This window comes from Pseudalkalibacillus hwajinpoensis, assembly GCF_039851965.1.
Taxonomy (GTDB): Bacteria; Bacillota; Bacilli; order Bacillales; family Guptibacillaceae; genus Guptibacillus; species Guptibacillus hwajinpoensis_E.
In genome coordinates this window covers 2,662,029-2,675,576 of the sequence record NZ_CP156674.1, presented here as the reverse complement: position 1 = coordinate 2,675,576, position 13,548 = coordinate 2,662,029, and the positions used below count along the sequence as shown (strand labels likewise).

Sequence of the window (13,548 nt, the reverse complement as noted above, 5' to 3'; positions counted from 1 at the left end):
AAACCTCCTTTTACTGCGGTATTTGCATAATGCCTAGAACGACAAGGATATTAGCAAGAATACCAACGGCAATAGCACCAATCGGTCCAACAGCCATTCGCACAATCGGGCGACCTGCGATCTCATTTAATAAGTAGAAACCTGCAATAATAAAGAACCCTAGTCCTGGAGCAATCGCATTGGCGGCATTCGCACCACCAATTAAGAGGGCGACTTCTAGAATACGAGTCATTGCAGTTCGAATATTCTCACCTGACTGGCGAACACCTGGGTACTTATCAAGAAAACGCGCAATCTGACTGAGTAACATGACTTCAAGGAAAATCGTGATTGCACCAACAATGGCAGCTACCCATACATTCGGAACCAACAAGCCAACAACAAAAACAATTGTAAATCCGACCGGACCATAAACCCCTGTGGCAATGGCTGTACTTGCAACAAGTGGAATAAAGCCGAGCGCACGAGCACCCGCTGCGATTGCAGCATCTGTCACTCGTCCTTCTGCAAGCAAATTCAACGAGATAGGGTCTCCCGCCATAATGAGTAGATTAGTAGCAGCAGCAATAAGACCACCCATAATCATAAAATAAACAACATGCTTCTTAATTCGATTGACCCGCTCACTGAAAACAGATGCGAGATCAATACTGCTTCCTTCAGAGTCTGATTTTTGACGGACAGCATAGGTGATTAAGAAGATCATTCCTGTAATAAGGGCCATACCTTCCTGATTCAAAGTAACAGCTGTATCACCAAACGTCATGGCACCGCTTTCATTTAACCAAACAGCTAACTGCCTTACGATCGCTGAAACAATAAAAGTAAGGACACCTTTTTTGACGCTGAATTGTAAAGCAACGGCAAGAGCAGGAAACGCCATAAAGGTTACGACAACCGGTGATCCGACCTGTCCCATAGCATCAAGAAAGTTCAATGGTAGCTTCTCAAACAATGTTACAAACCCTTCTAATCCGACGAGCAATCCTGCACCATAAGCTCCACCTACAATAGCCGCAACAGGCGTTCCCCATTTATTTCGCGGTGTTATTAATCCAATAATGTCTGTCCCAAGAAGAATGCTGTGAATGAGGATTATACTTGCCGTAATCGTAAAAGGAATTCCAAAGCCTACAACGAGCCCAAAACTCATAGCAAATGCTGTTAAACCAAGCTCTTTCCGTCCCATTCGGCCTTCTGTATTTTCTGGTACAATCGGTCGTAAGCCATCGTTAAAAACGGCCAGGTTTAAATTTGCTAGAACGGCAGCCATTGCACCGATCAATATAATGAGCACCATTTCCATCTTGCTATTCCCCCTTCCAGATTACTGCGCTTTAATTGCTCTCATAATCATTGGCACAGCCGCTTCTTTATGATCCGCTGTAAAACCAAATGCTTTCTTTCCCTCCTGAACTGCCAGCTGAATTTTCTCTTCATTTGGCTTTCGACCTGGCATCGAAACAGTCTCGCAGCTTGCCTTGCCAACAATTGCAATTGCCATCGCAAGCGCACCGCCTCCACCAGTGTGGCATGCACCAACATAATAATCTGCCTGTCCAGTTTTTATCGCCATCGCCGCTTCTACATCTGACTTAATCGAGGTTTCTATCCCCTCAGGTCCGTGTTCCTTCACAAGTGCTTCTACTTCTTTTTTATCAACCTGACCACCTATTACAATCTTCATTTCGAATCTCCTCCTATTTCATTTCTTGAAAAATAGATACATAGTGTATTTTAAGAAAAGATAGCTCTGACTCTGGAATTTTCTCATTCCACATTGACTGCACCCAGGTAATTTCCTTTACAGCTTCATTAATTTGATCAGATTTCTCAACCTCTACAACTAGTTGATCTGGTGGACTATCAATGATTTCACCACGCGAAATACGAGTAAGCGCTGTTGCCAGGTGAGTGACAAGCATTTCCACCTTATTTTGGGGAAGGGTGCTTCCTGCTTGTCTAGTTAATCTTTGTACAGCTTTCTCTGCTATTACAGAGGCATCTGCACTAATGACGTCACCAGCTTTCAGAATTTCCAACCTCTCTTTAATCGTTGTCATAAAAGTCTAACCCTCCAATATACAGTATTTAGTATATTAATTTCATAGGAAACCCAGCAGGAAACCTAATTAATACCTTGGATAGATCTTACTTTCTTCAACTTGCCCTTGAAGATCGTTTACATCAAGCACAGGCAAAGTAATTAACGCTTCGCGGAGTTCCGGACGGTCCTTATGAAGCAACATAGAAGCCTCATTCACTTTTCTACTAATTTCTCGAGCTTTTTCTGAACGGAAGGATCCTTTCCCCAACCCATCAGAGTAAGTCATCTCATCCTTGTTCCAAATCGCAGCATCAATTTCATTGTTTTTAAGCATTTCCATTAGCTGCATATAGTTCACTTCAACTAACTCGACGTCAATACCTTCCACTTCATGCTCTGTTAACAGATGCTGATCAGCAGAGGAGTAATCAATTCCAACTCTCATCCCTTTTTGGATATGCTGGACCTTTGAATCTGCAAAAAAGACTTCATGTCCAGACACATACGAGTTGTTCCCAAACGTCTTCACAATTTCGATACGGTCATCCTCTTGAACAGCAAGTTCAGCTGCAAGTTTTGATACAATCACAAAATCATATCGCCCTGCCTTTAACGCTTCAATTCGATTCAATGAACCGCGCATAAACGCTAGATTGAAAGGAATCTTCATGTTCTCTAGCACCTGTACTAATCCGGTAGCAAGCCCCTCATATTTTCTTGAATACGGTAAGGGCATCGCTCCCATAACAGAGCCAAGTCCGGCAATATCCCAGAGAAGCTCCCGATTCGTTCTGATCAGGAAAGTCCCAAGATGCCCCCTTGCTTCAAGGTGAATTGCTTCAATTTCCTCAAGTAAACGAAGTGCTGCCTGAATCGTCCCCCTTCCAAGTGAAGTCTCTGTAACAAAATCACTTACGCGAGGAATCCGGCTTCCTGGCTCGATCGATAAAAGCTTAGCAGCAATTCTCCTGGCTGCAAGCCCATTCTTGCTGTATAATTTCTCCCATTTGCCTTCCATATCCTCACCTCAATATACAATATTTCGTATTTTCTAATTATAGAATAACTTAGTTTCCCGTTCGGTTCAATGAATATTCTGAAAAAAAGGAAAAAGGAGAGGGAAGGGGGTCAGACCCCTGTCTGACCCCCCTCCCCCCTTCTATTTCTACAACCCAACAAACTCCTTCTTCCGCTCTCTAAATACAGTCCAATTCCTAAATCCAATCTCCTTCAACTTAGCGCTCACTTCTTCAAACTCCTCCCCAACTCGGGATGGCCAGTGGGCGTCAGATCCAAACGTAACTCCTACACCATAATGGCAGGCCAATTCAAGCATGTCATTCGCAGGATACCAGCCACCACAGTCTTTATGCTTTCCAGAAGTATTAATTTCAATGGTTGCTTCTACTTCACCAAGTCGCTTTAGTGCTTTCTCAACTTCTGGTGTATGCACGTTTGTAAAGTCCGGATAAAATCCTTTCATCGCATCAATATGACCGAGAATATCAAATACACCACTTTCAGCTGATTCTACAATTAATTTGTAATAGTGCTCCTTCTGCTTTCGAACGTCTTCTTCAGTCACGTTCTCCCAGCGCCTTTTATCAAATATATTTGCTTCATTACTAAAATGAACTGATCCGATTATATAGTCAAAGGGATACTGGTCGTAAATGCTTTTGTATAGCGGATAATGCTCTCTGAAAAAGTCTGATTCTACCCCAAGCAACACCTCAATTTTCCCGCGATACTTTTCCTTAAGCTTTAGCACTTCCTCAACATATAACGAGAATTCACTTTTCGCCATAGCTATGCGTGGCATCGCACGATCTTCCTCGCTTGCAAAGAATGGCGAGTGGTCTGAGATGCCAATCATCTGCAGATCATTTTTAATTGCTGCCTGTATGTAATCCTCAATTGTTGCTTCTGCATGACCGCAGCGCTCATGGTGCGTATGGTAATCGAATTTCATAAAATCGCTCCTTCCATTTTCTTGTAAGTATTATTATCGCTATCCTACCACATCTTACGAGCCTCAATAAAATTCCGAGCGATTATTTACATACTTTACAACAGAGCCCAAAATTCGACTGAATCAGACATAAACCGGGTGGTGACAGGCACTCTCTTGCCCTCCATTCAATCACTAAATCATTTTTGAAAATGTGTAATAATTCGCGCATTCTTCGTTTATCCACTATACAAACTAAGTAAGGTTTGTTAAAATATCGTTATTGCAAGCGATTACAATCGAGAGGAGGAAGGGTAGTCAGTCGCTACTCTGTTGAACAGATGAAACTAAATAACAAAGCTTACATCGTTTTAATCACGCTTGTCGCAACTCTAGGAGGTCTTTTATTCGGGTACGACACGGCAGTGATTTCAGGAGCAGAAGGATCTCTACAAACGTTCTTTTCTGATCATTTACACCTTAGCTCACTGGTTCACGGACTCACTGTATCCAGCGCCTTAATTGGTTGTATTATTGGTGGATTGTTATCCGGTTACTTCTCGAAGAAAATTGGTAGAAAGTACTCCCTTATTCTGGCAGCTATCTTATTTTTGTTATCAGCTCTTGGCTCAGCTTATCCTGAATTTTTGTTTTTCAGTTATGGAGAAGATCCAACTTATTCTTTGCTACTTATGTTTAACTTTTATAGGATTATTGGTGGTATTGGAGTTGGTTTGGCTTCAGCTGTTGCCCCAATGTATATCGGGGAAATCGCTCCTTCTAACATAAGAGGAACCCTGGTATCACTGAACCAATTCGCTATCATTTTCGGAATGCTTGTGGTGTACTTCGTCAACTGGGGTATCGCTAAAGGACAACCGATGGAGTGGATGAACGATTTAGGATGGCGGTATATGTTTGCTTCAGAAGCAATACCGGCTATTTTATTCTTATTACTACTCTTTACTGTTCCAAAGACACCAAGGTATTTAGTTTCAATCAATAAAATTGAGGAAGCGTTCGCCATCCTTTCAAAGATTCATGACCAGACGATGGCAAAGGCCACGCTATATGAGATTAAGAACTCTTTTGATACCAATAAAGCAAGACTTTTTGCTTTTGGAAAAACGATTGTATTTGTAGGTATTTTGTTATCCATTTTCCAACAGTTTGTCGGGATAAATGTAGCTCTCTATTATGCGCCACGAATCTTTGAAAGCATGGGAGCAGCAAGAGATGCATCGATGGTCCAGACGATTATCATGGGCCTTGTTAATGTCATCTTTACGATTATCGCGATCTTAACGGTAGATAAATGGGGCAGAAAACCTCTTCTAATTGTAGGATCGATCGGTATGACAATAGGAATGTTTGGAGTAGCTGGAATGGCTTTCTCTGGAATTATTGGCATCGCCACATTAGTTTTCATCATTATTTATACGGCATCATTTATGATGTCCTGGGGACCAATCGTTTGGGTCTTAATTTCTGAAATTTTCCCGAATAAGATTAGGGGACAAGCCGTCGCGATCGCTGTTGCGGCACAGTGGGCGGCTAACTACTTTATTTCTTCCACCTATCCGATGATGATGGAATTGAGCGGTGGTCTTACCTACTCTTTTTATGGCATTATGAGTATTCTATCTGCCATCTTTGTATGGAAGTTTGTGCCTGAAACAAAGGGTAAATCATTAGAAGAATTAGAAATGCTTTTAAGAAAAAAGGACAACCAGGATAAGAAGTTGGCATAATGTTGTAAGAGCTCCTTGTAGTATGCGAGGAGCTCTTAACTGCTACCAGGAGTAGCAAAATGCGCACCTGTTTGTATACCGAATAAACTAAGTTTGTGTTAGAATAAAAGGAGGAATTTAATGTAAAGGAGAACGAAATGAAAATGACCCTTAACCATACCTGGAACCAACATGTCGTTAAAAGAGGAAATAAATCGATTGTGCTTCAGATCATCACAGAAAATACACCTATTTCCAGAGCAAATATAGCAAAAACCACCGGCTTAAACAAAAGCACCGTCTCCTCCCTTGTCAGTGAATTACTTACAGAAAATTTAATTTATGAATCAGGTCCTGGTGAATCAAGCGGTGGTAGAAGGCCTGTCATGCTATTCTTCAATGAACTTGCTGGCTTTTCCATTGGAATTGACTTAGGTGTCAACTATATGCTCGGCATTTTAACAGATCTTAACGGAAATATTGTTAAGGAAGAAAAAGTAAATTTTAATGATTTAAGCTATAAAAAAATAGAAAATCAGCTCTTAACGATGATTAAAAGCCTTTCAGCAAATACGCCTTCATGTCGATATGGCGTTGTTGGAATCGGAATTGGTGTTCCTGGCATTGTTAATAAAGAAGGAGAAATTTTGTTGGCACCAAACCTTGGCTGGAAAAATGTGAACTTGAAAGCGATCGTTGAGAATGAATTTAATATCCCAGTCATTATTGAAAATGAAGCGAATTCAGGAGCGTACGGTGAAAAGAAGTTTGGTGCTGGTCAGCCATTTGACAACCTCGTTTACGTTAGTGCCGGTATAGGTATTGGCGTTGGGTTGATTTTAAATGGGGAGCTCTACAAGGGGAATGACGGATTTTCGGGTGAAATGGGCCATATGACGATTAATACAAACGGCCCCGAATGTCGCTGTGGCAATCAAGGATGCTGGGAGCTATACGCTTCCGAAAAAGCCCTGCTTAACAGAGCTGATGAACTTCAATTGACCCCACCAAAAGGCAAAGAGCTCTGTTTAGAAGAGTTGATTAAGATGGCACGGACCGATCATTGTTCATCCGAATTGTTTGAAGAGATTGGAACTTATTTAGGCATAGGAATTAACAACATCATCAATACATTTAATCCAGAGCAAGTGATTATTGGAAACCGTCTAGCTTCCGCTAAAGAATGGCTCGGAACTCCTGTTAACACCCATGTTAAGAAACGCACACAGCCCTTCCAACAAAAAGACTTACGAATCGATTTCTCAGAGCATTCTACTCATTCTTCCGCTCTTGGTGTTGTAGCTTTTACAGTTGAAAACTTTCTGCAAATTGATTTAGTTAGCTAAACGATAAAGCGACGCCAATGGGCGTCGTTTTATCGTTTGCTGCTACATAACGAAAGAAATCGCCTTCTACCGTTTTAACGCTTTTATTTCATCACACCAAATTTATAACTTGTTTTGGTAGTATACTGCTTTCCTTTTTCAAGAATAATAGAAGGAAAATCGGCATGATTGATGGCATCTGGTGGTGCCTGTGTTTCGAGACACATTCCTAAATATTTTTCTGACGGGACGTCCCTTATATTAAAATTTTCCGGAATATTGTTTCCCGTATATAGCACAACGCATGGTTCTGTAGTCTCGATGATAAGTTGTCGCCCACTAATAGGTTCGCTTAAAATAATCTCATTATTATTCGTTTCATTTAACATGAATGGGTGATCATACCCATTCCCCACTAGTACATTCTGAGAATAAGAGGATTTAATCCCTTCTGCAATTCTACTTCCGTTTCTAAAATCAAAGGAAGTATCGGTCACATTCACCTGATTTCCTGTTGGAATTAGCTCTTCGTTTAGCTCAAGAAATTGATTGCTTTTCATCACTAACTCATGATCCACAATTGTTTCCTTCAAGTTACCACTTAAATTGAAATAGGTGTGATTGGTGAGATTCACTAAAGTATCTCGGTCAGAAACACCCGTATACGAAATGACCAGTTCGTTGTCATTGGTTAATAGATATGTAACAGTGACATCTAACTTCCCAGGGTACCCTTCTTCCCCATCTGCACTTATATAAGAGAACTCAAGTCCAACTTCATCTTTACGATCAATCTCCTGTGCCCTCCAGATCACTTTATCAAATCCATTTGGACCCCCATGCAGATGATTTTCACCATCATTCTTAGGTAGTTCATATGTTTCTCCATTCAACTCAAACTGCCCCTTCGCTATTCTCCCACCTACTCGTCCAATAACTGATCCAAAATAGGGAGAATAATTAAGGTAATCCTCCAGCTCATCAAATCCTAACACAATATTTTCTATTGAGCCTTCAGCATCTGGAGTTAGGATTTTAGTAATAATACATCCGTAATCTAAACAACTTACCTCCATACCATTCTCATTGATCAGTGTATAGAGTGAGACATCATTACCCTGCAGCTCTCCGAATTTCCTACTCGAGATTTTCAATTCTTCTAACCTCTCTCCTTAAGTTTTCTATGAATGTTGAATCATATCCTAAATCACCACTACACCAAAATTGGGAAGGCCACACTTACCTTCATCTTAATTATCTTAATAAAATCTCCTGTAAAGGCTTTCATCTTTTAATTATAACAATATCAACTTAATTTATCCACGAGACAAACTAACTTGAATGCTTATTTTATAAATACACGATCAAATCTACTATTGCTCTCATTCACTCTCATTATTGTGGAGCATGGTCCTAATCTGCCTTCCTCCCAAAATAGGTGCCATTACCCGATGATAAATTTACACAATTTTAATGATACTGAATACCTGTCCAAACAATTTAGACAAACCAACGTAAGATAACGTATGAAATGATAGCAATTCATTTCAAATAATAATTAGGAGAGGATTTCATGATTACACTTTTGCATAATTTGATTGACGAAGTTTTCAGTTGCAGTAAAAAAAGAAAGAAAGTAGCTAAGAAACGAGTAAAAACTGACGCTGCTGCAAAATAATCAATCACTGGAGTTAATGCTGTACCGTGCATTAACTCCATTTTTAACGATTACCATTAAGTTCTAGGAATAAGCTCATTACTTAGATTTAATCGCAATCATTTAATAATATCGATAAAGGAGCATAATTTATGTATATTCGTAATCGCATTAAGGAAAAGGACGATTCAACGTTAGTTTCTATATGCACACAGAATTTTGAAATACCCTCAAGTAAGATTGAGAATATCCTGAACCAGGCACACGAAGTCCTTATTGTTTGTGAACCAAATGGAAAAATAGCGGGGTTCCTTAGTTATCGTTTGAGAATTAACCATATGGTACTAGTTGATTATGTTGTTCTCGATCATAGTGTTCAAGGAAAAGGCATTGCACGGAAATTGTTACCAGCTTTCGAAAGCTACGTCATGAAACAGGGAATTACAACTGTCTATGGAATGGTGGACAAAGAGAACCAACAGGGGATTGAAAGCTTTAAAAGGTTAGGATTCGAAACAAAGGGCAGTTTCTTAACAAACTATATCATTGAAAAGAAATTGGATCAGGTGAAAGAAATCACTTCCAATAATCTTCACCTCAATGTAAGAAAACTTTCTCCAGTTCCTAAATTAGGGAATAGGTAAAAGGAGTTCCTCATACCAAATTAAACATCAACTCACAAAAAGCCGGCTTTCTCCATTGAAAGCCGGTCATTTATTGAGGATTACCACCCGTATTGCATAAGTAGATTTGATATGCCAGCGTTGACTGTTCTTGCTTCTGCAAGTTTATAGGTCTGTTCTTTTTCATCTACCGATAGGTGCACACCCGCTACAAGAAAGGCTTCAACCAGAAGAGGATCATTTTGTCTAATCGCTTCAAAAACCAGTGGCTCATCGTTAAATCGAGTGTTTGGATCTCCCCCTCTTTGTAATAAAAGAGTGACAAGATCAATTGAATGATCCTCCTCCATCACTGCAACAACAAGAGCACTTTTCTGCTCCTCTTCTACAGCGAAATTAGGATTAGCTCCTGCGTTCTCGAAGCCGAGTTCGATGGTAAAAAGACAACGCTTCTAAACGCTGCTATTATCGATCGCAATGAAGCGATCATTTCGATGTTACTATCTCCTCCTCCTGTACCGCTTTTATTAACATCTGCTCGTTACCCATCTCAAAATGAGCACCCATTTTCAAAAGCATATCAACGACCTCGTAATTCTCTTGCTCCGATGCAATTTCAAGAAGCAAGTCGTTATCTCCTTGATCTTCTTCAAGTGGCCTGACCGCACCGGATTTTAGAAGAAATTCCACCAATTCGTTCTTCCCATTCATAACTGCATAAGTAATCGGCGTAAGCCCCTCTTTGTTTGTTGTTTCAACGTCTACACCATCCGTGAACAATTGCTCTATTTCTTTAAAGGTCTCTTCGTCTAAGCTCTCCCTATGTAACAATTCCCATAGATATTCTTCATCACTCAGATTTGACGCTACAACCTCTTCTTCTGCACTTGCTTCCATTCCTGGATCCGCATTCTTTTCATATGAATGATTTTCAGAACAGGCAGCCGTTAAAAGGAAAAGCGGTACTAAGAAAAACAGCTTGTTTTTCATTTTTCTCCTCCATTAGATTGTAGAATCTAAACAAACAGGAAAATGACACATTTTATGAAATTGAGCCCAAGCTGAATGGGACAACTTATCTCACTCATACAATTCTAGTAGTCAAGCTTCAAGGAGGAAGGTACCTTGTCGCATTTTAAAACACGGCGCCAGCACGGTGGGGGCACAAAGTTGATCACGATTAGTTGTATTCTTCTGCTTTTAGGCGGGGCAATGACTTTCTGGATTCTTCAACAGCCAAAATCACAAGCTTCCGCAACGGTAAACGAATTTTACTCGCTTGAACAAAGCGGGGATTTTAAGAAGTCGTGGGAACTTTTTCACACAGAAATGAAAAATCGCTTTTCTGATGAACAATATAGTCAGCTTCGATCTCAGCTGATCACACAGGATATTGGTTCGACGTCGTATACATTTGAAGTTGGAAAAGTTAAAACAAAGAAAAATTGGAGATCAGGGGTAAGCGACATCATGATAAAGAAAGTTTTTGTTATGGAGGTCACACAAAAATTCCAAAATCAGTTCGGGAATTTTTCACTTGTGCAGGAAGTCTTTGTTGCGAAAGAAGATGGGGAATACAGAGTCTTGTGGGACTATAAGTAGTTAACTTGAGGGTTAAACAAACGTTTGATTAAGGGAAAGGTGCACCGAGATCCATATCTTTCCCTTCACTTATTTCTTTACTTTAGTGCGGTTTACCCGTTAGCCGTTATTTTGCTTTCGAGCTCATTTGTTCAGTTGATTCACGTTCTAAATCTTTGGTTGCTTACAGTCTTGCGAAGCACTCCCAAACCTGAAGACCTATTCAGCATAGTACTTTAAAATACCATAATTCTAATGCAGTAATTGATCTGCCTCCTTTCTCTTCGCATTCACAAAGTTACAATAATGGCTTCGCTTCTGAATCGCTGTACCCGGATACCCTTCCACTAGCGGTGATAAATTCATAAATGGTAAAAGCAGCGATTCTCTTGAAAAATAGAACCGATAACTGGACCACAGGTAATCCTCTGGACTCATTACGAGTGCTGCTTTTACTGGATTGAGGTGAATGTAACGGCTAACTTCAAGCATATTTGCAGGGGTATTGAGAGGCTCATCAAAATAACGTTTTTCAAAAACGTGACCTGATAAATCGTAGCGACCATTGAAGTAGTCTGCATAGCGTTTATTTATGAGAGACATGATTTTCGAAATGGGGTGCTCTTTCGAGCGTAGCTGAAGGTGAAAGTGGTTGTTCATCAAACAGTAAGAGGCTATTTCAAACGGATGTGTTTCGAAGACTTTCTGAAGAATGTAAAGGAAAGTTCGATAGTCCTGGTCGTCTTGGAACAAGACATCTTTCCGGTTGCCACAACTAACAATGTGATAAAAGTGATTCGGGAGCCAAACGCGCGATTTTCTTACCACTCCATCCATCGATGCGCGCTAGATCTTTGGTGTAATAAAGTAGTGACATTAAAGTATATATTTACCATCTATTTCTCTACTCCTTCCTTCGGTTCTTAAAGCATAATTCTTCAATTCCATACCGTCAATAACATCCTCTCGACACTTATCTACCTATTCCAACATAAAGCGGATGGTGCCTGTACCGCCCGCTTTATGTCACGTTATTAGGAGCATCTTCTCCTTCCAACACTTTCAATAAATTCGTTGCAGCGAGATCAGCCATTTTCATTCTTGTCGCAATACTAGCGCTACCGATGTGTGGCAGGGTTACAAGATTCGGGAGAGTTAATAGTGGATGGTCGAGGGAAACAGGTTCTTCCTTGAAAACATCCAAGCCAGCTGCCCAGATCTCCCCATTAGATAGTGCCTCATACAACGCATCCTCGTTCACAATGCCTCCTCTCGCCGTATTAATCAGAATCGCGCTTTTCTTCATCAATGCCAGCTGTTCATGACCAATCATATTTTCTGTTTCGGGAGTAAAAGGCGTTAAAACACATACAAAATCTGACTCCTTTAAAAGCTCCTCAAGCTCTACATATTTAATCTCTAATTCTTTTTCGGCATCCTGACTTCTGCTGCGATTATGGTACAGCACCTTCATATCAAACCCTTTCGCTCTTTTCGCAACAGCTTCACCAATTCTTCCTAAGCCGATGACCCCGAGCGTGGCACCATGTATATCCTGACCTGTCAGCTGCATCGGTGACCATGTTTCCCATTTTCCGTTCCTCAAATAATCAGAAGCCTCCGGGATACGACGAGCGGTGGCCATTAATAATGAAAAAGTGAGGTCAGCCGTTGTTTCCGTAAGAACGCCTGGCGTATTAGTAACAATGATCCCTCTTTCTTTCGCTTCATCAATCTCAATATTGTTATAACCAACAGCCATATTCGCCACCACCCGCAGATTATCAGCCTGCTCTAGCAATGAGCGATCAATTTGCTCTGTCAACAAGCATAGTAACCCCTCGACCTTTTTTATTTCCTCCTCCAGGACTTCTCTCGGAACCGGTACCTCTTCCTCCTCCCACATTCGAACATCACATTTCTCTTGAATTTGTTGGATAATTGCACCTGGTAATTTTCGTGTGATATAGACTTTTGGTTTCAATTTCATTCAACTCCTCATGTAAAATTGCGCTCTCTACACTTTTCACGATTCATTATTCTATTCCTCTACCAGTTTAGACATTACCCGGGAAATTTCGAACAATCCCGGAACTTTTAACTGAAAGTTGTGTTAATATGAAGAAAATGATCATAGAGGTGACAAACGATGCTTCGAGACTATCGATTTTTCCACCCGATTCGCGTCCGGTATTCTGAAATTGATGGACAGAAAATCGTCTTCAACTCGCACTACTCCACTTATCTAGATATTGCCACAACAGAATATTTTCGAGAAATCATAGGAGACCAAATGGGTGAGCTAGCAGAGAAACGCGCATTTGACCCTGTCTTAAAAAAAATCACAATTGAATTCGTCCAACCTGCAAAATTGGATGACATTGTTCAAGTTTATTGTCGTGTGAAAAAAGTTGGAAACTCGAGTTTCCAACTCGAACATACGATTACGAGAGGAGGAGAAATTCTTGTTGAGGCAGAAGTTGTGCAAGTGAATTACGATCCACGAACGGGAAATTCTCAGCCAATCCCCCAAGAGATTAAGCAAAAACTTGCTATTTTTGAAGATCTTACAATTTAATTAAACGTTTAATTAACTTCCACGAAATAGAGGGGATGCCTTGAATAGGCTCCCCT

At 40.5% G+C, this 13,548-nt stretch carries 15 protein-coding genes; 5 read left to right on the top strand and 10 right to left on the bottom strand.

The features are described 5' to 3' along the window. Positions 1–10: 10 nt before the first annotated feature. From ABFG93_RS13930 to ABFG93_RS13910, 5 genes are all read right to left on the bottom strand, one after another. Positions 11–1,306 carry a YhfT family protein gene (locus ABFG93_RS13930; protein WP_347548627.1) on the bottom strand — a complete coding sequence of 432 codons (1,296 nt, stop codon included), beginning with the start codon at positions 1,304–1,306 and terminating at the stop codon, positions 11–13. A 21-nt stretch (positions 1,307–1,327) separates the two neighbouring features. Then, a complete protein-coding gene (locus ABFG93_RS13925) occupies positions 1,328–1,687 on the bottom strand; it encodes a DUF2620 domain-containing protein (RefSeq protein ID WP_347548626.1) in 360 nt (119 codons plus the stop codon). A gap of 13 nt (positions 1,688–1,700) precedes the next feature. Beyond that, positions 1,701–2,063: a PRD domain-containing protein gene (locus ABFG93_RS13920; RefSeq protein WP_347548625.1), complete on the bottom strand. Its 363-nt coding sequence runs from the start codon at positions 2,061–2,063 to the stop codon at positions 1,701–1,703. Between the two features lie 69 nt (positions 2,064–2,132). Further along, on the bottom strand, positions 2,133–3,065 hold the full coding sequence (gene yhfZ, locus ABFG93_RS13915; RefSeq protein WP_347548624.1) for a GntR family transcriptional regulator YhfZ: 933 nt from the start codon (positions 3,063–3,065) through the stop codon (positions 2,133–2,135). 147 nt (positions 3,066–3,212) lie between these two features. After that, on the bottom strand, positions 3,213–4,019 hold the full coding sequence (locus ABFG93_RS13910; protein ID WP_347548623.1) for a histidinol-phosphatase: 807 nt from the start codon (positions 4,017–4,019) through the stop codon (positions 3,213–3,215). Between the two features lie 320 nt (positions 4,020–4,339). Between ABFG93_RS13910 and xylE the strand changes: the two genes are divergently transcribed. Both xylE and ABFG93_RS13900 read left to right on the top strand, forming a co-directional pair. Beyond that, positions 4,340–5,749: a D-xylose transporter XylE gene (gene xylE, locus ABFG93_RS13905; RefSeq protein WP_347548622.1), complete on the top strand. Its 1,410-nt coding sequence runs from the start codon at positions 4,340–4,342 to the stop codon at positions 5,747–5,749. A 143-nt stretch (positions 5,750–5,892) separates the two neighbouring features. Beyond that, positions 5,893–7,074, top strand: coding sequence for an ROK family transcriptional regulator (locus ABFG93_RS13900; RefSeq protein ID WP_347552847.1), 1,182 nt, complete (start codon positions 5,893–5,895; stop codon positions 7,072–7,074). Between the two features lie 83 nt (positions 7,075–7,157). Here the strand turns inward: ABFG93_RS13900 and ABFG93_RS13895 are convergent, their stop codons facing one another. Further along, positions 7,158–8,207 carry an aldose epimerase family protein gene (locus ABFG93_RS13895; RefSeq protein WP_347548621.1) on the bottom strand — a complete coding sequence of 350 codons (1,050 nt, stop codon included), beginning with the start codon at positions 8,205–8,207 and terminating at the stop codon, positions 7,158–7,160. A 655-nt stretch (positions 8,208–8,862) separates the two neighbouring features. Here ABFG93_RS13895 and ABFG93_RS13890 point away from each other — a divergent pair. Then, entirely contained in the window at positions 8,863–9,354 is a 492-nt protein-coding gene (locus ABFG93_RS13890; protein WP_347548620.1) for a GNAT family N-acetyltransferase, read from the top strand. A gap of 80 nt (positions 9,355–9,434) precedes the next feature. On the opposite strand, the gene ABFG93_RS13885 is transcribed toward ABFG93_RS13890, so the two are convergent. Together ABFG93_RS13885 and ABFG93_RS13880 are read right to left on the bottom strand one after the other, a co-directional pair. Then, positions 9,435–9,683, bottom strand: coding sequence for a hypothetical protein (locus tag ABFG93_RS13885; RefSeq protein WP_347548619.1), 249 nt, complete (start codon positions 9,681–9,683; stop codon positions 9,435–9,437). 136 nt (positions 9,684–9,819) lie between these two features. Beyond that, positions 9,820–10,323 (bottom strand): ankyrin repeat domain-containing protein, encoded by a 504-nt coding sequence (locus ABFG93_RS13880; RefSeq protein ID WP_347548618.1) that lies wholly within the window; start codon positions 10,321–10,323, stop codon positions 9,820–9,822. Between the two features lie 135 nt (positions 10,324–10,458). On the opposite strand from ABFG93_RS13880, the gene ABFG93_RS13875 reads away from it, so the two are divergent. Beyond that, entirely contained in the window at positions 10,459–10,935 is a 477-nt protein-coding gene (locus tag ABFG93_RS13875) for a hypothetical protein (RefSeq protein WP_347548617.1), read from the top strand. Between the two features lie 231 nt (positions 10,936–11,166). Here ABFG93_RS13875 and ABFG93_RS13870 read toward each other — a convergent pair whose 3' ends face one another. Together ABFG93_RS13870 and ABFG93_RS13865 are read right to left on the bottom strand one after the other, a co-directional pair. Then, complete coding sequence (locus tag ABFG93_RS13870; RefSeq protein WP_347548616.1) at positions 11,167–11,742, bottom strand: transposase; 576 nt, start codon at positions 11,740–11,742, stop codon at positions 11,167–11,169. A gap of 193 nt (positions 11,743–11,935) precedes the next feature. Then, positions 11,936–12,898: a 2-hydroxyacid dehydrogenase gene (locus tag ABFG93_RS13865; RefSeq protein ID WP_347552846.1), complete on the bottom strand. Its 963-nt coding sequence runs from the start codon at positions 12,896–12,898 to the stop codon at positions 11,936–11,938. 165 nt (positions 12,899–13,063) lie between these two features. Here ABFG93_RS13865 and ABFG93_RS13860 point away from each other — a divergent pair, with 165 nt between their 5' ends. After that, positions 13,064–13,492, top strand: coding sequence for an acyl-CoA thioesterase (locus ABFG93_RS13860; RefSeq protein ID WP_347548615.1), 429 nt, complete (start codon positions 13,064–13,066; stop codon positions 13,490–13,492). The last annotated feature ends 56 nt before the right edge of the window (positions 13,493–13,548 follow it).

Coding starts and splice junctions, on each gene's coding strand:
- ABFG93_RS13890 (WP_347548620.1), top strand. CDS start 8,863: ATGTATATTCGTAATCGCATTAAGGAAAAGGACGATTCAACGTTAGTT.
- ABFG93_RS13930 (WP_347548627.1), bottom strand. CDS start 1,306: ATGGAAATGGTGCTCATTATATTGATCGGTGCAATGGCTGCCGTTCTA.
- ABFG93_RS13860 (WP_347548615.1), top strand. CDS start 13,064: ATGCTTCGAGACTATCGATTTTTCCACCCGATTCGCGTCCGGTATTCT.
- xylE (WP_347548622.1), top strand. CDS start 4,340: ATGAAACTAAATAACAAAGCTTACATCGTTTTAATCACGCTTGTCGCA.
- ABFG93_RS13880 (WP_347548618.1), bottom strand. CDS start 10,323: ATGAAAAACAAGCTGTTTTTCTTAGTACCGCTTTTCCTTTTAACGGCT.
- ABFG93_RS13885 (WP_347548619.1), bottom strand. CDS start 9,683: ATGGAGGAGGATCATTCAATTGATCTTGTCACTCTTTTATTACAAAGA.
- ABFG93_RS13900 (WP_347552847.1), top strand. CDS start 5,893: ATGACCCTTAACCATACCTGGAACCAACATGTCGTTAAAAGAGGAAAT.
- yhfZ (WP_347548624.1), bottom strand. CDS start 3,065: ATGGAAGGCAAATGGGAGAAATTATACAGCAAGAATGGGCTTGCAGCC.
- ABFG93_RS13925 (WP_347548626.1), bottom strand. CDS start 1,687: ATGAAGATTGTAATAGGTGGTCAGGTTGATAAAAAAGAAGTAGAAGCA.
- ABFG93_RS13920 (WP_347548625.1), bottom strand. CDS start 2,063: ATGACAACGATTAAAGAGAGGTTGGAAATTCTGAAAGCTGGTGACGTC.
- ABFG93_RS13910 (WP_347548623.1), bottom strand. CDS start 4,019: ATGAAATTCGATTACCATACGCACCATGAGCGCTGCGGTCATGCAGAA.